General features: G+C 72.5%; 18 protein-coding genes, 1 tRNA gene and 1 pseudogene. 13 read left to right on the top strand and 7 right to left on the bottom strand.

Features of this window, described 5'->3' with window-relative positions; all coding sequences use genetic code 11:
- Positions 1-4 precede the first annotated feature (4 nt).
- A complete protein-coding gene (locus ACQP03_RS30810) occupies positions 5-1,051 on the bottom strand; it encodes a glucose 1-dehydrogenase (RefSeq protein ID WP_357174318.1) in 1,047 nt (348 codons plus the stop codon).
- Positions 1,052-1,176: 125 nt separating this feature from the next.
- Between ACQP03_RS30810 and ACQP03_RS30805 the strand changes: the two are divergent.
- Both ACQP03_RS30805 and ACQP03_RS30800 read left to right on the top strand, forming a co-directional pair.
- Positions 1,177-1,773: pseudogene (locus tag ACQP03_RS30805) on the top strand (NADH-quinone oxidoreductase subunit C); the annotation flags it as partial.
- A 195-nt stretch (positions 1,774-1,968) separates the two neighbouring features.
- Positions 1,969-2,931 (top strand): complex I subunit 1/NuoH family protein, encoded by a 963-nt coding sequence (locus tag ACQP03_RS30800; protein WP_355053351.1) that lies wholly within the window; start codon positions 1,969-1,971, stop codon positions 2,929-2,931.
- 339 nt (positions 2,932-3,270) lie between these two features.
- Here the strand turns inward: ACQP03_RS30800 and ACQP03_RS30795 are convergent, their stop codons facing one another.
- On the bottom strand, positions 3,271-4,287 hold the full coding sequence (locus ACQP03_RS30795) for a glutathione S-transferase family protein (protein WP_433459344.1): 1,017 nt from the start codon (positions 4,285-4,287) through the stop codon (positions 3,271-3,273).
- A 129-nt stretch (positions 4,288-4,416) separates the two neighbouring features.
- Between ACQP03_RS30795 and ACQP03_RS30790 the strand changes: the two genes are divergently transcribed.
- A complete protein-coding gene (locus ACQP03_RS30790) occupies positions 4,417-4,848 on the top strand; it encodes an ester cyclase (protein ID WP_357134114.1) in 432 nt (143 codons plus the stop codon).
- Here the strand turns inward: ACQP03_RS30790 and ACQP03_RS30785 are convergent.
- Positions 4,829-5,404, bottom strand: a complete 576-nt coding sequence (locus ACQP03_RS30785) for a Uma2 family endonuclease (protein ID WP_357174324.1) — start codon at positions 5,402-5,404, stop codon at positions 4,829-4,831. The two genes, ACQP03_RS30790 and ACQP03_RS30785, sit on opposite strands and share 20 nt — an antisense overlap.
- 95 nt (positions 5,405-5,499) lie before the next feature.
- Here ACQP03_RS30785 and ACQP03_RS30780 point away from each other — a divergent pair, with 95 nt between their 5' ends.
- The 7 genes from ACQP03_RS30780 to htpX all read left to right on the top strand — a co-directional run bounded on the left by ACQP03_RS30780 (position 5,500) and on the right by htpX (position 13,016).
- Positions 5,500-6,108: a NuoI/complex I 23 kDa subunit family protein gene (locus tag ACQP03_RS30780; protein ID WP_357134112.1), complete on the top strand. Its 609-nt coding sequence runs from the start codon at positions 5,500-5,502 to the stop codon at positions 6,106-6,108.
- Between the two features lie 25 nt (positions 6,109-6,133).
- Positions 6,134-6,685: an NADH-quinone oxidoreductase subunit J family protein gene (locus tag ACQP03_RS30775; RefSeq protein ID WP_433459341.1), complete on the top strand. Its 552-nt coding sequence runs from the start codon at positions 6,134-6,136 to the stop codon at positions 6,683-6,685.
- Positions 6,682-7,026: an NADH-quinone oxidoreductase subunit NuoK gene (gene nuoK / locus ACQP03_RS30770; RefSeq protein ID WP_357134107.1), complete on the top strand. Its 345-nt coding sequence runs from the start codon at positions 6,682-6,684 to the stop codon at positions 7,024-7,026. Before ACQP03_RS30775 ends, nuoK begins: the two co-directional genes overlap by 4 nt.
- On the top strand, positions 7,023-8,957 hold the full coding sequence (locus tag ACQP03_RS30765) for an NADH-quinone oxidoreductase subunit 5 family protein (RefSeq protein ID WP_433459338.1): 1,935 nt from the start codon (positions 7,023-7,025) through the stop codon (positions 8,955-8,957). Before nuoK ends, ACQP03_RS30765 begins: the two co-directional genes overlap by 4 nt.
- A gap of 55 nt (positions 8,958-9,012) precedes the next feature.
- Positions 9,013-10,521, top strand: coding sequence for a complex I subunit 4 family protein (locus ACQP03_RS30760; RefSeq protein ID WP_433459336.1), 1,509 nt, complete (start codon positions 9,013-9,015; stop codon positions 10,519-10,521).
- Between the two features lie 34 nt (positions 10,522-10,555).
- Positions 10,556-12,037: an NADH-quinone oxidoreductase subunit N gene (locus tag ACQP03_RS30755; RefSeq protein WP_357174330.1), complete on the top strand. Its 1,482-nt coding sequence runs from the start codon at positions 10,556-10,558 to the stop codon at positions 12,035-12,037.
- Between the two features lie 103 nt (positions 12,038-12,140).
- The gene (htpX, locus tag ACQP03_RS30750; protein ID WP_357134095.1) at positions 12,141-13,016 is read left to right on the top strand and encodes a zinc metalloprotease HtpX; all 876 of its coding nucleotides are present in this window, start codon (positions 12,141-12,143) and stop codon (positions 13,014-13,016) included.
- 61 nt (positions 13,017-13,077) lie between these two features.
- On the opposite strand, the gene ACQP03_RS30745 is transcribed toward htpX, so the two are convergent.
- Together ACQP03_RS30745 and ACQP03_RS30740 are read right to left on the bottom strand one after the other, a co-directional pair.
- Complete coding sequence (locus tag ACQP03_RS30745; protein ID WP_357174332.1) at positions 13,078-14,271, bottom strand: MFS transporter; 1,194 nt, start codon at positions 14,269-14,271, stop codon at positions 13,078-13,080.
- Entirely contained in the window at positions 14,271-15,113 is an 843-nt protein-coding gene (locus tag ACQP03_RS30740; RefSeq protein WP_433459333.1) for a DUF6065 family protein, read from the bottom strand. The genes ACQP03_RS30745 and ACQP03_RS30740 overlap by 1 nt, the downstream gene beginning before the upstream one ends.
- 191 nt (positions 15,114-15,304) lie before the next feature.
- Between ACQP03_RS30740 and ACQP03_RS30735 the strand changes: the two genes are divergently transcribed.
- Together ACQP03_RS30735 and ACQP03_RS30730 are read left to right on the top strand one after the other, a co-directional pair.
- Complete coding sequence (locus ACQP03_RS30735) at positions 15,305-16,564, top strand: MFS transporter (protein WP_357134086.1); 1,260 nt, start codon at positions 15,305-15,307, stop codon at positions 16,562-16,564.
- 67 nt (positions 16,565-16,631) lie between these two features.
- Positions 16,632-17,159 (top strand): dihydrofolate reductase family protein, encoded by a 528-nt coding sequence (locus ACQP03_RS30730; RefSeq protein ID WP_357134084.1) that lies wholly within the window; start codon positions 16,632-16,634, stop codon positions 17,157-17,159.
- Between the two features lie 70 nt (positions 17,160-17,229).
- Here the strand turns inward: ACQP03_RS30730 and ACQP03_RS30725 are convergent, their stop codons facing one another.
- Together ACQP03_RS30725 and ACQP03_RS30720 are read right to left on the bottom strand one after the other, a co-directional pair.
- Positions 17,230-17,526, bottom strand: coding sequence for a hypothetical protein (locus ACQP03_RS30725; RefSeq protein WP_357134081.1), 297 nt, complete (start codon positions 17,524-17,526; stop codon positions 17,230-17,232).
- Positions 17,527-17,567: 41 nt separating this feature from the next.
- Positions 17,568-18,062, bottom strand: a complete 495-nt coding sequence (locus tag ACQP03_RS30720) for a YajQ family cyclic di-GMP-binding protein (RefSeq protein WP_357134078.1) — start codon at positions 18,060-18,062, stop codon at positions 17,568-17,570.
- 148 nt (positions 18,063-18,210) lie between these two features.
- On the opposite strand from ACQP03_RS30720, the gene ACQP03_RS30715 reads away from it, so the two are divergent.
- Positions 18,211-18,294 (top strand) — tRNA-Tyr (locus tag ACQP03_RS30715).
- The last annotated feature ends 254 nt before the right edge of the window (positions 18,295-18,548 follow it).

Genomic DNA, 18,548 nt, shown 5'->3' with positions numbered 1-18,548 from the left:
CGGTTCACGAGGCGAACTCGAGCACGACCTTGATGTCGTCCGGCCCGGCGGTGTACGCGTCGGCGTACCTGTTCACCGGCACCCGCCGGGTGATCAGGGAGGAGAGCCAGACCTGGTCGGCGCGCGAAAGAGCCTGCGCTGCCGAGTTCCAGTGCCGCCGGTTGGCGTTCACCGAGCCGAACACCACGTTGTTCTCCAGCACCAGCGCCCGGTTGAGCGCCCCGGCGTCGAAGTCGATGCTCCGGCCGCCGCTGGACACCCCGGCCAGGCAGACGATCCCGTTCGGCGCGGCCTTGCACATGACGTCCAGGACCACCGTGGGCGCGCCGGTGCACTCGATCACCACGTCCGGCTCGAAGGGCAGGTCGTTGACCGGCACCGCGTGGTAGGTGGCGCCCAGCCCGGCGACCAACTCCGGCTTCGGCCCGTCGGTGGCCCGGTCCAGCACGTGGACGGTGAGCCCGCGCTGGGCGCCGAGCAGCGCCGCCAGCAGCCCGATAGGCCCGGCCCCGGTCACCAGCACGGTCTGCGGCTGCCACTCGGCCCGGTGCCCGATCCGTTCGATGTGGTCCCATGCCTTGGCCACCACGCTGGTCGGCTCCAACAGCACGCCGACCTGGGCCAGCGCGGGGTCGAGCTTGACCGCGAACTCCGGTTCGATCCGCCAACGGTCCCGGGCGAAACCGGGCAGCGCCTTGATGCCGTGCTCGGTGTACTGACCGTTGCGGCACATGTCCCACTCGCCGACCGCGCAGTTGGGGCAGGGCACCGGGTCGGGATGCCGGACGATGCCGGCCACCAGGTCGCCGGCTTGCAGGGTGCCGGTCGGGTCGTCGAGCACCCGGCCCAGCGACTCGTGCCCGATCACGAGCCGATCGGCGCCCGGCGGCGCCTCGCCGTAGTCGCCCGCGATGATCTCGTGGTCGGTGCCGCAGATGCCCACGGCCAGGGCCTCGACCAGGACAGCGCCCTCCTCGGACGCCGGCTCCGGCTGATCCTCGACGAGGCTCAGCGAGTTGGCTTGCCCGGGTTTCACCGTCACAGCGCGCACGCCCTCATCTTTCCCCGTGGGCGGGACAACCGCCGGTAAAGCCACCAGATCACCGGAGGCCGGTCGCCGCCCGGACCTCGCCTCGGCTCGACCGCCCTCCTGAAACAGACCCTAGGATCAGCGGCATGACGTCAGAAGAGGTCGGCGCTCGGCTGGTCGAGTTGCTCGCGCCGGTCGAGGCGACCGCGTCGGTCTCCGGCGGGCAGCGGTTCGCCCGGGCCACCGTCGACGTACCGCCGGCGAGCTGGTCGACCGCCGTCCGCGCCGCCCGCGACGACACCGAGCTGGCCTGCGACTTCTTCGACTGGCTGTCGGCGGTCGACGAGTTGGCCGGGGGCTTCGACGTGGTCGCGCACCTCTGGTCGACGCGACTGCGGCACGGCGTGCTGCTGCGTACCCGGGTGCCCCGCGACGCGCCCTCGGTGGCCTCGGTGGTGGACCTCTACCCCGGTGCCGCCTGGCACGAGCGGGAGACCCACGAGATGTTCGGCATCGACTTCGCCGGGCACGGTGAGCTGCGACCGCTGCTGCTGCCCCCGGAGTTCGAGGGCAACCCGCTGCGCAAGGAGTTCGTGCTCGCATCGAGGGTGGCGAAGCCCTGGCCGGGCGCGAAGGAACCGGGTGAGTCGGAGGCCGGCGGTGGCCGCCGGCCGATCCGCCCGCCGGGCGTGCCCGCTCCGGGCGAGTGGGGGACGACGCCCACCCCGGCCGGCGCGGGTGGTGTGGGGAGGGGCCGCGCGGCGGCACCCCGGCCCGACCGGCCGGTGACCGTCCGGCGCGGCCCGCGCCGGGGCCCGTCCGGCGCGTACTCCCCGGGTTGCCGACGCCGCCGACGGCCCGGCGGGGTCCGCGCGGCCCGAGCCGGTCGCGGACCCGGCGGCGCGCGACGACGGCGACGACGACGGGGGTACGCGCTGATGCCGCTCTGGGTGGAGCTGGTGCTCCGGATCGGCGGCGTGGTGGTCGCGTTCCTCACCCTGCCGCTGCTGGTCGGTCAGGCCGAGCACAAGGTGATGGCGCACATGCAGGGCCGGCTCGGCCCGATGTACGCGGGCGGCTTCCACGGTTGGGCGCAGCTCGTGGCGGACGGTGTGAAGTTCGTGCAGAAGGAGGACATCACCCCGCGCGAGGCGGACCGGGCGGTGTTCCGGCTGGCCCCCGCTGTGGCGCTGGTGCCCTACCTGCTGGTGCTGCTGGTCATTCCGCTCGGCCCGAACGACCTGGTCGGGCAGCCGTTGGACATCGGCCTGTTCTTCGTGCTGGCCGTCGTCGGCATCGGTGTGGTGGCGGTGCTCATGTCGGCGTGGGCGTCGGCCAACAAGTACAGCCTGCTCGGCGGGCTGCGCGGGGCCGCCCAGCTCCTCGGCTACGAGCTGCCGCTGGTGTTGGCCGCCGCGTCGGTGGCGATGGCGGCGGGCACGCTCAGCCTGTCCGGCATCGTCGAGGCGTGGCAGCCCTGGTGGCTGCTCTGGCAGGCGCCCGCGATGATCATCTTTTTCGTCGCTGGGCTGGCCGAGATCCGCCGCCCGCCGTTCGACATGCCGGTGGCCGACTCGGAGCTGGTGTTCGGCTACATGACCGAGTACACGGGTCTGCGGTTCGCGTTCTTCCTGCTGGCCGAGTACGTCGGCATCGTGGTGATCGCCGCGCTGACCACGGTGCTGTTCCTGGGCGGCTGGCAGGGACCGTTCGCCGACGACCAGCTCGGCTGGCTCTGGACCCTGCTCAAGATCGCCGCCGTGGCCTTCGTGATCATCTGGCTTCGGGTCTCCTACCCCCGCCTGCGCGAGGACCAACTCCAACGCCTCTGCTGGCTGGTCCTGGTCCCCGCCTCCCTGGCCCAACTGGTCCTGACCGCAGCAGTCCGAGTAGCCCTCTAACCCCGCCTCTGCCCAGCCCTGCCCCCGCCCCGCCCCGCCCGCCCTCGCCCCGCCTCGCCCCGCCTTGCCCTCGCCCCGGCCCCGCCCTCGCCCTCGCCCCGCCCTCGCCCGTCGATCATGGAGTTGTGGTGGGTGACAAAGCGCCCGGCAACCCCCAAAACCGGCACCACAACTCCATGATCGATGAGGCCGGGCGATGGTCACCCGCGATCTTGCACTTACTGCGGCGGCATAAGGGGCATCCCACTCACATCGACGACAGAAAGTGCAAGATCGGCGGGGCGCGGGGCGCGGGGCGCGGGGCGCGGGCGCGGGGCGCGGGCGCGGGCGGGCGGGGGGTTAGCGGAGGGGGGTGTGGGTGGGGTCTACTGGTTCGGCCGGGGGTGGGGGTGGGGTGCCGTCGCCGAAGGGGCGGCCGCCCAGGGCGTCCCGGCCGTGCGGGGTGAGCCAGTTCGACAGGTCGGGGCCGAGCGGAACGATCCCCGTCGGGTTGATGTCGCGGTGCACCTGGTAGTAGTGCCGCTTGATGTGGTCGAAGTCGATGGTGTCGCCGAACCCGGGGGTCTGGAACAGATCCCGGGCGTACGCCCACAGCACCGGCATCTCGCTCAGCTTCTGCCGGTTGCACTTGAAGTGTCCGTGGTAGACGGGGTCGAAACGGGCCAGCGTGGTGAACAGCCGCACGTCGGCCTCGGTGATGGTGTCGCCGACCAGGTACCGCTGATTGGTCAGCCGCTCGGTCAACCAGTCCAGCCGGTCGAACAGCCGGTGGTACGCCTTGTCGTACGCCTCCTGGCTGCCGGCGAACCCGCACCGGTACACGCCGTTGTTGACGTCGCGGAACACCACGTCGTTGACCTCGTCGATCTGCTGGCGTAGGTGTTCGGGGTAGAGCTGCGGGGCGCCCTCGCGGTGGTACGGCTTCCACTCGGTGGACAGGTCCAGGCTCATCTGCGCGTAGTCGTTGGTCACCACCTGCCCGGTGGGCACGTCCACCATTGCCGGTACGGTGATGCCCCGTTCGTAGTCGGGGAAGCGCGCGAAGAACGCCTCCTGGAGGCGCTCGATGCCGAGCACCGGGTCGCGCCCACCCGGGTCGAGGTCGAAGGTCCAGCTCCGGGCGTCGTGCGTCGGGCCGGCGATCGCCATCGAGATGGCGTCCTCCAGGCCGAGCAGCCGTCGCACGATGACGAGGCGGTTGGCCCACGGGCAGGCTCGGCTGACCGCCAGCCGGTACCGGCCGGGCTCCACCGGGTAACCGTCCCGCCCGTCCGCGGTGATCCGCGTGGCGATGTACCGCTGATCCCGGGTGAACTCGCCACCCGGCTCGACGTACTTCCCGCCTGTCTGCGCCACGTCGTCCGCCCTCCGGCTCCGGTTGCCCTCACTGCCCATCCTCGCCGAAATCCGGGCCCTCGGCGCGGTACGGGCCAACCTCGGCTGCTCCCGGCGCTGGGCCGCATCTTTTCTGGCTACCCTGCCGTCATGACGGATGTGGAGACGGCGGCCCGGCGGCTCATCGCCGACGTGTGGAACGCGCGTCGGGAGGAGTCGGCGTACGAGCTGATCGCCGGGGAGTGTCCGGGGCTGGGCGGGACGGGGCCGGATGCGACGCTGGCCTGGCACCGCGAGCGCCGGGAGGCCTTCCCGGACCTCCGCTACAAGATCGTCGACGTGGTCGCCGCGGGTGGGCGGGTGGCCGTGCACTGGCGGGCGGCGGGCACCCACGCCGGGCAGTTCGGGCCGGTGCCGCCGACCGGGCAGGTGGTCAGCTACTCGGGGGCGACGTTCCTGCGCTTCGACACCGCTGGCCGGATCATCGACGTGTGGAGCTGCAACGAGCTGCTCCAGCTCCTTCAGCAGCTCGGCGTCGAGATGGTGCCGCCGGCCGGCGGCCTCAGCGGCTCCGCGGCGTGATCCGGCTGATCGGCAGGTTGATCGGGAACGGCTCGCCGGTGTCGACGAACTTCGTCCACCGCCCGGTCTCGGCGTAGACCTCGTTCACCGCGTCGATCCGGTACGTCACGACCTCCAGGTCGCCGTCCAGGGTCTCGATCCGCCAGTAGTAGGGGATGCCGGCCTGGGCGTACAGCGCCGGCTTCAACACCCGGTCGATCGAGCGGGTGCTCGGCGAGACGATCTCGATGGCGACGACCACCTCGTGCGGCTCGTACCTCGACGGCTCGCGAGCTGCCGCGGCAGCCGTGGTGATCAGCACGTCGGGGATGAAGGAGCGGGTGCGGTTGATCCGTACCTCGACCGCCTGGGTCACGTCGTAGCCGTCGGGGCAGTCCTCGTCGAGCGCGGCCATGAGCCGGCCGGCGATGCTCTGGTGGGTGCGGGTGGGGTGAGGGGACATCAGTAGCATTCCATCGAGCAGTTCCCGGCGACGGCCATCCTCGGGCAGCGCGTCCAGATCGTCAGTCGTCCATCCGCTCTCGGGCGGGTAGTCGAACTGCAGCGCGGCGGTCATGGCGGGTCCTTCCAGGTGCGGTCGTCCTCCCCGCGGCCACGGTACCGCCGCGGACCTGTGGGTGGTGGTCGCGCGCGCCGGGGCCACAGGGCAGGATGGTCCACATGACCGATTCCAGCGAGCGCGGCGATCCGGCCGGCGGCGCCAGCGAGCGCGGCCTGCCCGGCGCCGGTCTGGTGAAGGGGCTGGCGGTCACCCTCAAGACGATGACCAGCCGCTCGACCACGCAGCAGTACCCGGACGTCGCTCCCGAGCTGCCGCCGCGCTCGCGTGGCGTGATCGCGCTGTCCGAGGAGAACTGCACGGTCTGCATGCTCTGCGCCCGCGAGTGCCCGGACTGGTGCATCTACATCGACTCGCACAAGGAGGAGGTGGCGGTGCCGGGCGCCGCCCGTCCCCGTCAGCGCAACGTGCTCGACCGGTTCGACATCGACTTCTCGCTCTGCATGTACTGCGGCATCTGCATCGAGGTCTGCCCGTTCGACGCGCTCTACTGGTCGCCGGAGTTCGAGTACGCCGAGTACGACATCAAGGACCTGCTGCACGACAAGGACCACCTGGGCCAGTGGATGGCGACGGTGCCGCCGCCGCCCGCGCACGATCCCAACGGCGAGCCGGCCAAGGAGGAGACCGCCGCCGCGCGCAAGGCCGCGCGGTCGATCGCACCGGCGGTACGCCCCGGCGACGAGGGCCCGACGTCGTGACCGCCCGAGCCGTGGGGACGGCCCGGTGACCGGCGCGGACCTGCTGCTGCTCGCGCTGGGCGCGGTGGCGGTCGGCGCCGGTGTGCTGGTGGTGACCACCAAGCATCTGGTCCGGGCGGGGCTCTACCTGGTGGTCTGCCTGGGCGCGCTGGCCGGTGACTATCTGGTGCTCGGCGCGGAGCTGGTCGCCTGGGTCCAGGTGCTGATCTACGTGGGCGCGGTGGTGGTGCTGCTGCTGTTCGCGGTGATGTTGACGCGGGCCCCGATCGGGGCGTCCGACGATCTGGACCGGCCCGGCTGGCCCGCCGCGCTGATCGGTGGCGGGGCCGGGCTGGGGCTGAGCGTGCTGTTGATCGACGCGTACCGGTGGAGCGCCGTCGCGCTGCCCGGCGCGGGTACGGCGGAGCGGCTGGGGGAGCAGATCTTCTCCTCCTGGGTGCTGCCATTCGAGGTGCTCTCCGTCCTGTTGCTGTCCGCCCTGGTCGGCGCGGTCGTGCTGTCCCGGCCCGACATCGGCCGCCGTACCGAGGACAAGCCCGCGCCGGCAGCGGAACTGGCCTCCGGGGGGCGTCGGTGAGGCCGGTCATCCCGTACGTCACCGCCGCGCTGCTGTTCGGCCTCGGCGTGTACGGCGTGCTGCGTCGACGCAACGCCGTGCTGGTGCTCATGTCGGTCGAGTTGATGCTCAACGCGGTGAACCTGATCCTGGTCACCGCGGACGCCACGGTGCGCGCGGTTCTGCCGCACTCCGGGCAGGTGTTCGCGCTGTTCGTCATCGTGCTCGCCGCCGCCGAGATCGGGGTGGGGTTGGCGATCGTGCTCCAGCTCTACCGCCTGCGGTCCACGGTGGCGGTGGACGACGTGGCGTTGACCGAACCGGCCGGGGCCGTCGGGCGGGACGCGGAGGCGACCCGGTGACCGGGCTGCTCGGGGCGGCGCTGCCCGCCGTACCGCTGCTCGCCGGTCTGGCCGGTCTGCTGCTGCCGCCGGCCCCACGGCATCCCGGGGGCGCGGTCGGCGGTGGCCGGGCCCGAACGGCGGCCGTGACGATCGGTGTGGCCGGCGCCGCCGGCGCGCTGGCGCTGGCCGTGGCCCTGTTGGTGACTGTCGACGGTCCGACGGAGACGTCGACGACGTGGGTCGACTTCGGCGGGTTGGCGGTGACCCTGGGGGTACGCCTGGACGGCGCCGCCGCGCTGGTCGCGGTGGCGGTCGCCGCGGTGGCCCTGGCCGTGCAGGTCTACTCGGTCGGCTACCTGCGGCGCGGCCCGCACGACGACGTCGACGTCGACCACCGCTATCCGCCGTACGCCGCCCAGATCAGTCTCTTCACGGGGGCGATGCTGCTGGTGGTGGTCGCCGGCGACCTGATCATGCTGCTGGTGGGGTGGGAGGTGATGGGCCTCTGCTCGTACCTGCTCATCGCCCATGACCGCCGGCTCGCGGGCGCGCCGGCCGCCGCCATGAAGGCGTTCCTGGTGACCCGGGTCGGTGACGTCGGCTTCCTGCTCGGCATCGCGTTGCTCGGGGTGTCGACGGGCAGTTTCCGGATCGCCGACGTGCTCGCGCACGATCATTCCGGCGCGACCCTGACCGCCGCCGGTCTGCTGCTGCTCGCCGGTGTGGCCGGTAAGAGCGCGCAGTTCCCGCTGCACACCTGGTTGCCGGACGCCATGGCCGGCCCGACGCCGATCTCCGCGCTGATCCACGCCGCGACGATGGTCGCCGCCGGGGTGTACGCGGTGACCCGGCTCTACCCGCTGTTCACTGCCGCTCCGGTGACGTTGACGGTGCTCGGGGTGCTCGCCGCGATCACCCTGCTGCTCGGGGCGCTCGCCGCCACCGCGCAGGACGACATCAAGCGGGTGCTGGCCTGGTCGACCGTCTCCCAACTGGGTTACATGACCGGCGCGCTGGCCGTCGGCTCGCCGTCGGCGGCGCTGTTCCACCTGCTCACCCACGCCGCGTTCAAGGCGCTGTTGTTCCTCGCCGCCGGTGCGGTGATCCACGCGGTGGGCACCACGCTGATGTCGGAGATGGGTGGGCTGCGCCGGGCCATGCCGGTGACGTTCTGGTGCACGGTGATCGGCCTCGGCGCGCTGGCCGGGGTGCCTCCGCTGGCCGGCTTCTGGAGCAAGGACGGCGTGCTGACGGTCGCCGAGTCGGCCGCGCTGGAGGGTACCGGCCCCGCGCCGTCGTGGGTGGGCTGGCTGGTCTGGCTGGCGGGGCTGCTCGGTGTGGCGATCACCGCCTGGTACGCCGGGCGACTGCTGCTGCGGGCCTTCTTCGGCGAGCCCCGGCTGCCGCTGGTCCACCCGCACGACCCGCCGGCGGTGTTGCGCTGGCCGGTGCTGCTGCTGGCCGTGCCGGCCGCGCTGCTGGGCCTGGCCGGGTTCGTCGGCGCGTTCGCCGACCGGCTGCGGTTCGCCACCGTGCCGGTCGCGGGCGCGGAGGACGGCCTGGTCCACGTGGGTCCGGGGCTGCTGCTGCCGCTGGCGTTGCTGCTGGTGGGGGCGGGGCTGGTGTGGGCGCGCTGGCGTCGGGACGCGGCCGCCGATCCGGCGACCGCGCTGGGTCCGCTGCGGCCGGTCTTCGCCCGCGCGTTCCGGCTCGACGATGTTCAGCACACCCTTGTCGTACGCCCCGTCCGGGCGCTGGCCCGCCTCGCGCGTACCGGCGACGAGGTGGTGGTGGACGGGGTCGTGGAGGGCAGCGGCCGGGCCGCCACGGGCCTGGGGGTCGGGCTGGCCGCGTTGCACCGGGCGGCGCTGCCCCGGGCCGCCGCCGGTGTGCTGGCCGGCGCGCTGCTGATCGGCCTGGCGGCGGCCGTCCTGGAGGCGGTCCGGTGAGCGCGAGGAGTGAGCCGGTTTTGCGAGCCCCGCAGTCGCGAAGAGAGGCGGTCCGATGACGTTCGGACAGGTGCTGCTCGTCGCCGTGCTGGTGGTGCCGGCGCTCGGCACGGTCGCGGTGGCGGCGACACCCCGGGACCGGGTGGCGCGGATCGTCGGTACGGTCGCGGCGGCGCTGACCCTGCTGGCCGCCGTGGCGTTGGTGTCCGGTGGACGGGGCTGGTTCGCCTGGTCGGCCGGCACGCCGGCGGTGCGCCCCTGGCACGACGTGGACCTGCCCTGGGCGTCCGGCCTGGATCTGCGTTTCCACCTCGGCGTCGACGGCATCTCCTGGCCGCTGGTGGTGCTGACGGCGCTGCTCACGCTGCTCTGCTGCGCGTACTCGCTGTGGCGGGTGCCCGAGGGCGGCAGCGGCCGGGCGTTGGTGGCGCTGCTGCTGGTCGTGGAGGTGGGCATCCTCGGCACGTTCCTCGCGCTGAATCTGGTGCTGTTCTTCCTGTTCTTCGAGGTCGTCCTGCTGCCGATGTACGCGATCATCGCCGGCTGGGGCGGCGTCGACCGGCGTCGGGCGGCCCGCAAGTTCGTGCTGTACACCCTCGTCGGCTCGGTGCTGCTGCTGGTCGGCGTGTACGTCGTGGTCGCCGCCGCGGGCACCGCCGACATCGTGGCCCTGACCGGCGGGGCCGGGCTGTCCCGGAGCACCCAGTTGGCCGCGTTCACGCTGTTCGCGCTCGCGTTCGCGGTGAAGAGTCCACTCTGGCCGCTGCACTCCTGGCTACCCGACGCGCACACGCAGGCCCCGACGGTGGGCAGCGTGGTGCTGGCGGGGGTGCTGCTCAAGATGGGCACGTACGGGCTGATCCGGGTCGCGGTGGGGGTGGCCCCGGAGGGCGCCCGCTGGGCCGCCCCGGTGCTCGGGGTGCTGGCGGTCGCCGCGATCCTGGTCGGCTCGCTGGTCTGCCTGGCCCAGGTCGAGGTGAAGCGGCTCATCGCGTACTCGAGCGTGGGGCACATGGGCTTCGTCCTGCTGGGCGTCGCCACGTTGACCGCCACCGGCGTCCAGGCGGCCCTGATCGGCAACGTGGCCCACGGGGTGATCACCGGCCTGCTGTTCTTCCTGGCCGGGGCCGTGAAGGACCGCACCGGCACGGGCGCGCTCGCCGAGCTGTCCGGGCTTCGGGAGACCGCGCCCCGCCTCGCCGGTCTGCTGGCGTTCGCGGCCGTCGCGTCGCTGGGCCTACCCGGGCTGGCCGGCTTCTGGGGGGAGGCGTTCGCGGTGGTCGCGGCGATTCAGGTGGGCGGCCCGCTGTGGCTGACCCTCGGGGTGCTCGCGGCGGTCGGTGGCGCGCTCACGGCCGCGTACTTCCTGCGGTTGCTGCGCCAGGTCACCCACGGCCGGCCAAGCCCCGCGGTGGGCGGCGTCGGCGCGGGTCTGGCCGGCGCGGAGTTGACCGCGTGGGCGCCGCTGGTGCTGCTCGCGTTGGCGATCGGTCTGGTTCCGGCGCTGGTCCTCGGCGTCGCCGAGGCGCCCGTCGACGCCCTCATCGAGGTGATCCACAGGTGAGCACGAGAAGCGCGCCGCGACCGGAGGCGGCCCGATGAGCGTCGTGCAGAGCGTGGACAGCATCGCGTTGCTCCCGGCGTACCTGGCCGCCGGCACCGCCGTACTCGTGTTGGTGGTCGACCTCGTGCTGGCGCGGCCCCGCGCCACGGTCGCGGTGGCCGCGCTCGGGGCGCTCGGCACGGCCGTCTTCTCGGCGCTGGTGGGCGCGGGCGGCGAGCGGCGGACGTTCTGTGTCGGCGCGGACTGCTCGTGGGTCTTCGGTGGCCGGGCGGCCCTGGTCGGCGCGGTGGTGGCGTTGCTCACCCTGGGCGTGCTCGGGCTGTCCGTGCCGGCGCTGCGGGACGGTCGGTCACCGGTGGGGGAGTACGCCTTCCTGCTCGCCTGTTCGATGACCGGCGGCGTGGTGCTCGGCGCGGCCGGCGACCTGATCACCCTGATCGTGGCGTTGGAGACGCTGACCCTGCCGCTGTACGTGCTGGTGGGCCTGCGCCGGGGCAGCCTGGCCAGCGCCGAGGCGGCGGTGACGTTCTTCGTGGTCAGCGTGGTCGCCACCACGCTGACGCTGCTCGGCGCGGCGTTGCTGTACGCGGTGACCGGCGGGCTGCACCTCGATCGGGTGGGCGCGCTGCTGGCCGAGCGGCCGGAGTTGCGCGACCTGCCGCTGACCACCGCCGCCGTGACGCTGCTGCTGCTCGGGCTGGCCTTCAAGGTGGCGGCGGTGCCGTTCCACGCCTGGGCGCCGGCCACCTACGACGGAGCTCCGCTGCCGGTGGCCGCGTACCTGTCGACGGCGTCGAAACTGGGCGGCCTGGTGGCGGTGCTGGCCGTGGTGCAGCGGGCGCTGCCGGCGGACCGGACCGGACCGGTGCTCGCCCTGTTGGCGGTGCTCACGATGACCGTCGGCAATCTGGTGGCGCTGCGTCAGCGGCGTACCGTCCGCCTGCTCGCCTGGTCGTCGGTCGCGCAGGCCGGATACATCCTCGCCCCGCTGGGCGCGCTTGCGCTGGCCGCCGGCCGCACGGGCGAGGCGCGGTCGGCCGCGTACGCCGCCGCCGTGGCGTACGCCGTGTTCTTCGTGGTGCTGGAGTTGGCGGCGTTCGCCGGGGTGACCGCGCTGCGCCCGGCGGGGGCGGACGGCGGCACGCTTGACGACCTGCGCGGGGCCGCGCGCCGGCACCCGTGGCGCGGCGCTGCCCTCGGCCTCGCGCTGGTGGGTCTCGCGGGACTGCCACCGGGCCTGGCCGGGTTGTTCGCGAAGGTGACGGTGGTCCGGTCGCTGCTGGACGGCGGCGCGGCCTGGTTGGCGCTGGTGGTGGCGCTGAACGCGGTACTCGGGCTCGCCTACTACCTGCGGGTGACGGCCGGCCTGTGGACGCCGCGCCCCGCGCCGGGCGGAGACGGCGTGGTGGCCGTACCCCTGGTGGGTGTGGTGGCGGTGGTGCTGGCGGTGGCCACGGTGGCCGCCGTGGTGCTCGGCGTCGCCCCGCAGCTCGTGCTGGATCTCGCCGCCCGCTGAGCGGGTCTCAGTCAACTCTCAGCGTTCCGACGGATGGTTGACGGGTATCGGGTTGTTGTACCGGTCAGCGGATCGAGGCGATCCGCGCACCGAAGGAGAGATCGTGCACCACAACCGTCTGAAGACCGCCGCGCTGCTCGGCCTGCTCACCGCGCTGATCCTCGCGGTGGGCTACGGGTTCGGTGGCAGTGGCGGCCTGGTCATCGCCGTCCTCATCTCACTGGTCATGAACGGCATTTCCTACTTCTACTCCGACAAGATCGCGCTGCGCTCGATGCGGGCGCAACCGGTCAGCGAGGCACAGTTCCCCGAGCTGTACCGAATGGTGCGCGAACTGGCGACCGAGGCCCAACAGCCGATGCCGCGCCTGTACGTCAGCCCGACCGCCCAGCCGAACGCGTTCGCGACCGGGCGTAACCCGCAGCACGCGGCGGTCTGCGTGACCCAGGGCATCACCGAGATCCTGGACTACCGGGAGCTGCGCGGTGTGATCGGGCACGAGCTGTCCCACGTCTACAACCGGGACATCCTGATCTCCAGCGTCGCGGCCGGCCTGGCCGGCATCATCACGTTCCTGGCGAACATCGCCTGGTTCATCCCGCTGGGTGGCGGGGACGACGAGGACTCGCCGAACCCGGCCGTCCTGCTGCTGACCCTGATCCTCGGGCCGATCGCGGCCACCGTGATCCAGTTGGCGATCAGCCGCAGCCGCGAGTTCCAGGCAGACCAGTCCGGCGCCGAGCTGAGCCGCGACCCGCTGGCCCTGGCCAGCGCCCTGCGCAAGATCGATGCCGTGGCCCGGCGACGTCCGCTGCCGGCTCAGGGCACGCTCACCAGCAGCGCCCACCTGATGATCGCCAACCCGTTCGCCGGTGGCGCGGTGGCTGCCCTCTTCTCCACCCACCCGAAGATGGAGGACCGGGTCGCCCGCCTGGAGCGGATGGCCGCCAACTCGGGGCCGGTGCAGTTCCAGCGCTGACCCGCCGAACCCCGTACTCCGCCCGCGTCCGCTCACGGACGCGGGCGGAGTCGTTTCCAGGTCACTCCGGCGCGGGCGGCCGATCCAGACGGGTCAGCAGCACGACGGCGAGCAGGACGACGCCCGCCGTCAGGTACGACGCGCCGGGCGAGAGCACGGCGGCCACGCCACCCAGCAGGAAGATGCCGATCCCCGAGGTGACGATGTTCGCCGCGACGATCGTCGCCTCGACCTGCCCCATCCGTTCCGGTGGGGCCAACCGGGCGAACGTGGCCTGCGCCCCGATCAACCAACCGCCGCCCGCGCCGATCAACGCGTTGCCGACCGTCAGCGCCCCCAGCGGCGCGTCGACGGCGACCAGGACACCGGTCAGCAACAGCGCGCCGGCCAGCGCCGCGGCGACGGCCACCTGTCCGGCCAACCGGCCCAACCACCGCGACCGGCCCACCACCAGCACGAAGACGGCACCTCCCAACGCCGACGCCGCCAGCACGGCGGGACGCCAGGCCCCGCCGGCCAGATCCGGGGCGAGGGTCTCCGGGAGCGCGCCGGACAGCACCGTGGCCAGGGTGAGCAGGGCGACGCCCCGCAGCACCGGATGGCGGGCGATGATGCGCACGCCTGCGGTCGCCGGTGGACGCGGCCCGCGTACCTGGTGGGGGCGCTTCGGCAGTCCGGCCAGGACGACCGCGGCGATCAGGAACGACCCGAGGTCGATCAGGAGCGCCACCCGGGAGCCGAGAGCCACCGTCAGACTGGCCCCCGCGAGCAGGCCGACCACCTGGCCCGCCTGGTTGGCGAAGGCGCTGAGGCCGAACAGCGGCAGCCGCAGCGGAGCGTCCACCGCCTCGGCGGCGACGGCCACGTTGACGCTCGCGTAGGCGGCCCGTACCGCGCCCAGCAGGCCCGCCGCCACGATCGCCGGCAGCGGCTCGGGGACCGCCGCGGGGACGGCGATCAGCGCGGCGCCGGCCACCGACAGCCAGACCAGCAGGGTGCGGCGGGCCGGCACGTCCAGCCAGCCGCTGAACACCGTGGCGACCAGCAGGGCCGGCAGGGTACGCGCGGCGTAGACCGCGGCCGGGCCGAGGACGGAGTTCGTCTGGTCGTACGCGAGCAGCAGCAGAGCGGCCAGGCCCACGAAGTCACCCAGCTCCGAGATGCCCCGGGCGATGACCAGACGGGAAGCGACCGGATGCCGGAACAGCGCTCGGTAACCGGGCGACGGCGTGAGCTGTGCGTCGGTGTCGGGCATCAGGTCGGCTGGTCCGCTTCCGCTACCCCGATCGGCTGGTAGGCGGCGTTCTCCCGGACCCGGCGGGCCTGTTCCCGGCGGTAGCTGCTGCGGATCTCCGGATCCTGGCGGCGGCGGCGCAGCGCCACGAAGTCCGACCAGACGTCCTCCGGCCACGCCGGCAGCCCTTCCCCGGTGACCAGTTCGGCCTGCCGGAAGGCCTCCAGTGTCGACCGGTGCACCGGTTGCAGGCACATGAGAGGGATGTTCCGGTAGAAGCGCACCACCTGCCCCACCTCGGTGAGCCGCAGGATGGTGGGCAGCAACGAGGTGTACCAGTCGGTCTCGACCACGCCCTCGTAGAGCTGCACGCCGCGCTGAGCGGGCCAGTTCGGCACGCCCCGGGCCATCAGGCACCAGCCCGGGGACGTACGCGCCACCACGCCGGCGACCAGCTCGACCGTGTTGGCGGCGCGCGGGTCGGCGTCGAGGAACGGGATGCTCGCGCCGTACCTGTCGAAGATGTCCAGGTCACCGTGGAACTGCTCGGGCGCCGCCTGCAACTGGCCGGCCGCGTCCGGCAGCTTTCCGTCGTAACCGCCGGCGAGCGAACGCCACTGGGCCGGCTCGTTCTCCGCCAGCAGCGCCCACTCGGTGTCCTGCCCGTCCCAGCGCAGCGCGAAGTCGGTTGGCGGGTAGACGTACCAGCCGAACCCCGAGGCGATGGCGACCGGCGGGCACTGTTGGACAGCCCGGGCGGGCAGGGAGCCGCGCAGGCTGGGCGAGGCGGCCTCACTGGGCTTCGCGTCGCCGTACAGCGAATAGATCTCGACTCGCAGAGGTGCGGTGGTAGTCCCGGACATCGGACCTCCTGCCTCATCGTGCGGTGCCGGCGTATGGACCCAATTCGATCAGCAACCTACCCCCTTTGTGACCGCTCGGTCAGTCCCGGCCTCCGCGCTGCTGTGAGCGGATCGACCATCCATGGCCTGACCTCGGACGTTAGGGTCGACAGGGCTTCTACCCGTTACCTGTCCCAGCGGAGGTACACCTCGTGGCCGCACTGCGCCAGTACCTGGGTGTCTGGCGGATCCCCGGTGCGCCGATCCTGCTGGTCACCGGCATCATCGGCCGGCTCGGCATCGGCATGACGCCGCTGGCGCTGCTGCTCGTGGTCGAGCAGGTGACCGGGCGCTACTCCCTGGCCGCCATCGCGGGCGGCATCTACGCCGTCGCCGGCGCCGCGCTCAGCCCGGTGGCCGGACGCATCGCCGACCGGGTCGGTCCGAGCCCGGTGCTGCTGGTCACCGCCGTGGCCCACCCGTTGGCGCTCACCGGGCTGCTGCTGGCCAGCCGCTCCGGCGACGACGCCCTCGCCGCCATCTACCTGACGGCCGGCGTCGCCGGCGCGACGTACCCGCCGCTGACCGCCGCCATCCGCGGCGCCTGGAACGAACTGACCAGCCCCGCCTCCGGCCGGTACGCCCTGCGCAACACCGCCCTCGCGGCGGAGACCTCGCTGTTCGAGATCGTGTTCGTGCTGGGCCCGCTGCTCGTGGCAGGGTTCGTGCTGGTCGCCGACGCGGCGGCCGCGCTGATCGGGGCGGCGGTCGTCACCCTGGTCGGCACCACCGCCGTCGCCCTCGGCCGGGTGATGCGCGACTGGCGGCCCCACCCGCGCGAACACCACGCCCGGGGACTCGGTCCGCTACGGGTCGCCGGCTTCCCGGCACTGCTGCTCTGCGTCGCCGGACTGGGCATCGCGTTCGGCGCCGCCGGTGTCATCGTCCCCGCGTACGCCGGCAACGCCACCACCGACGACCCGGAGAGCCTCGCCGGGCTGCTGCTGGCGGTCTGGGGGGTCGGCAGCGCCATCGGCGGCTTCTGGTTCGGCGTCCGCCGCCCCCCGCCGAACATGACCCGCCAGTTCGCCCTGCTGCTCGCCGCGCTGGCCGGCACGTTCGTGGTGTTCGCGCTCATGCCCACGCCGCTGGCGTTGGGCGTCGCGCTGGTCGTCGGTGGGGCCGTCATCGCTCCGGCGCTGACCCTGGAGAACACCCTGGTCGGCCGGATCGCCCCGGCGGGCATGTTGAACGAGGCGTACACCTGGGTGGTCACGGTGGCCGTGGCGGCGAGCGCCGCCGGCGGCGCGGTGGCCGGCCTGATCGTGGACCACGCCGGCGGCGTGCCGTGGGCCTTCGTCTTCGCGGGCGCGGCGGTGGCCGTCGCGGCCGCGGTCGCCGCGCTGCCCGCCGGGCCCATCGCCCGAGCGGAAAACCAGGCGGTACGCGCCGACGCGCCCGTCCCGATCTGACCTTCTCCGACGTTTTCCGGCGATGTCGGTGGGGTGCGCCAGACTGAGCGTCGACGAGAGGGGAACCATGGCCAAGCTGCTCTACTCGGCAACCGCGTCACTCGACGGCTACATCGCCGGCCCCGGCGGTGACATGTCCTGGCTCACCGAACACCTCAGCGGTGAAAACCCGACCGCCGACCGTCTGCTGGCCAACATCGGCGCGATCCTCGCCGGCAACCGCACCTTCGGCGGCGACGACCCGAACCGTGGCACCGACAGCGAAGGCGCCTTCGGCGGCCGGTACCACGGGCCGGTGATCGTCCTGACCCACCGTCCACCCACCGAGCCGTCCGAAGGCGTCACCTTCGCCGACGACCTACACGTTGCCGTCGCGCAGGCCAAGGAGGCCGCCGGCGACAAGTACGTCAACGTGCTCGGCGCGGACGTCGCCAAGCAGTGCCTGCGGGCCGGTCTGCTCGACGAGATCCTGATCTTCTTCGCGCCGGTGCTGCTCGGCGACGGCGTACCCATGTTCGACGACCCGGGTGGCGCGCGGGTCCGGTTGACGCCGATTCCCGGTGAGACCGCCCACTGGTACCGCGTCGACCGCTGACGGATCGGCGCGGGTACGGGCGTTGCGGCCTCGCCACCGACCTTCGGTCGGTCACGGCCGACGTCGAGGGCTACGGCCTTCGGTCGGTGATCGCCGCCTCGATCCGTAGGCCGATGCCGGTCAGCACGAGGAGGAACGCGACGAAGTGCGGCGCCCGGCCGTCGTAGCCCGCTGACAGGGTGAGTAGCGAGGTCAGAAAGCCAACGACGAGCGACAGCGTGCCCAGTATTCGTCCGGTGTCCGCGCGCCGAGATCGAGGATCCACGATGCGACCGTAGCGGATGCGGGCCAGGCCGCCGCCCGCCCGTCGGGCGCTGAACAGCAGCGACCAAGGACGACCGTTGGCGACGACGTCCACCGAGGTCACAACAAGTGATCCACGATGGCACCGGCAGACGTGATCGGGTCTTACCGGTAGTTCGTGAACTGAAGGGCGACGCCGAAGTCCTCACCCTTGAGCAGCGAGATGACCGCCTGGAGGTCGTCCCGCTTCTTGCCGGTGACGCGCAGCTGGTCGCCCTGGATCTGCGCCTGAACGCCCTTCGGGCCCTCGTCGCGGATCTTCTTGCTGATCGCCTTGGCCTTGTCCGTCTCGATGCCCTGGATCACCTTGCAGTCGATCTTGAACACCTTGCCGGATGCGCGCGCCTCACCCGCGTCCAACGACTTCAACGAGATGTTCCGCTTGACCAACTTCTCCTTGAAGACGTCCAGAGCGGCGCGGACCCGCTCCTCGGTCTCCGCCTGAAGGCCGATCGCCTCCTCACCCGACCAGGAGATCTCCGCGCCCGTACCGCGGAAGTCGAACCGCGTCGCGAGCTCCTTCTCCGCCTGCCGGAGGGCGTTGTCGACCTCCTGGCGGTCGACCTTGCTCACGATGTCGAAAGACGGGTTCGCTGGCATGCTTCTGCTCCTGCTGTCCGGCGGTCTGGGACGTGCAGTCGGCCGCCCACCAGCGGCACGACCCCCTGACCGTACCCGGTTGCACCGGTCCCGGGGTGAGCCGCTATCCTTGCTTCCGCCGCCGCGTTGCGACGCGGTGGGGTGCCCTGGCGGGTTGCCCGAGCGGCCAATGGGAGCGGACTGTAAATCCGTCGCGAAAGCTACAGAGGTTCGAATCCTCTACCCGCCACCAGGTGCAGACACGGCCCCTGACCAGCAGAGATGCTGATCAGGGGCCGTTGTCGTTGATCTAGCCGAGTCCAGCCGATGACGACTGGTTGTGGGCAGATGGTGCGCAGGTCGATCTTGCCTGCTGAGGGTCCTCCTGGGGCTCTAAACGCTGCGGCTGGCGTCTGGTCCTCGCCTGGCGGAGTCCGTGCATGTGGCGATCGGCTGAGGGGTCTGCGGTGAGGTGTCGCCGGCGGCGGGAGAGGGACCGGGGGCAAG

Origin of the sequence: Micromonospora sp. CA-248212 (assembly GCF_050948405.1) — a bacterium.
Classification (GTDB): Bacteria; Actinomycetota; Actinomycetes; order Mycobacteriales; family Micromonosporaceae; genus Micromonospora.
Note: the sequence above shows the minus strand (reverse complement) of the source record. Positions and strands in the feature narration are given on the sequence as shown.

Excerpts from the sequence above, each read along its gene's own strand:
- ACQP03_RS30755 (WP_357174330.1), top strand. The coding sequence starts at position 10,556 with ATGAGCGTCGTGCAGAGCGTGGACAGCATCGCGTTGCTCCCGGCGTAC.
- ACQP03_RS30760 (WP_433459336.1), top strand. The coding sequence starts at position 9,013 with ATGACGTTCGGACAGGTGCTGCTCGTCGCCGTGCTGGTGGTGCCGGCG.
- ACQP03_RS30730 (WP_357134084.1), top strand. The coding sequence starts at position 16,632 with ATGGCCAAGCTGCTCTACTCGGCAACCGCGTCACTCGACGGCTACATC.
- ACQP03_RS30785 (WP_357174324.1), bottom strand. The coding sequence starts at position 5,404 with ATGACCGCCGCGCTGCAGTTCGACTACCCGCCCGAGAGCGGATGGACG.
- ACQP03_RS30720 (WP_357134078.1), bottom strand. The coding sequence starts at position 18,062 with ATGCCAGCGAACCCGTCTTTCGACATCGTGAGCAAGGTCGACCGCCAG.
- ACQP03_RS30740 (WP_433459333.1), bottom strand. The coding sequence starts at position 15,113 with ATGTCCGGGACTACCACCGCACCTCTGCGAGTCGAGATCTATTCGCTG.
- ACQP03_RS30745 (WP_357174332.1), bottom strand. The coding sequence starts at position 14,271 with ATGCCCGACACCGACGCACAGCTCACGCCGTCGCCCGGTTACCGAGCG.
- ACQP03_RS30790 (WP_357134114.1), top strand. The coding sequence starts at position 4,417 with ATGACGGATGTGGAGACGGCGGCCCGGCGGCTCATCGCCGACGTGTGG.
- ACQP03_RS30800 (WP_355053351.1), top strand. The coding sequence starts at position 1,969 with ATGCCGCTCTGGGTGGAGCTGGTGCTCCGGATCGGCGGCGTGGTGGTC.
- ACQP03_RS30780 (WP_357134112.1), top strand. The coding sequence starts at position 5,500 with ATGGTCCACATGACCGATTCCAGCGAGCGCGGCGATCCGGCCGGCGGC.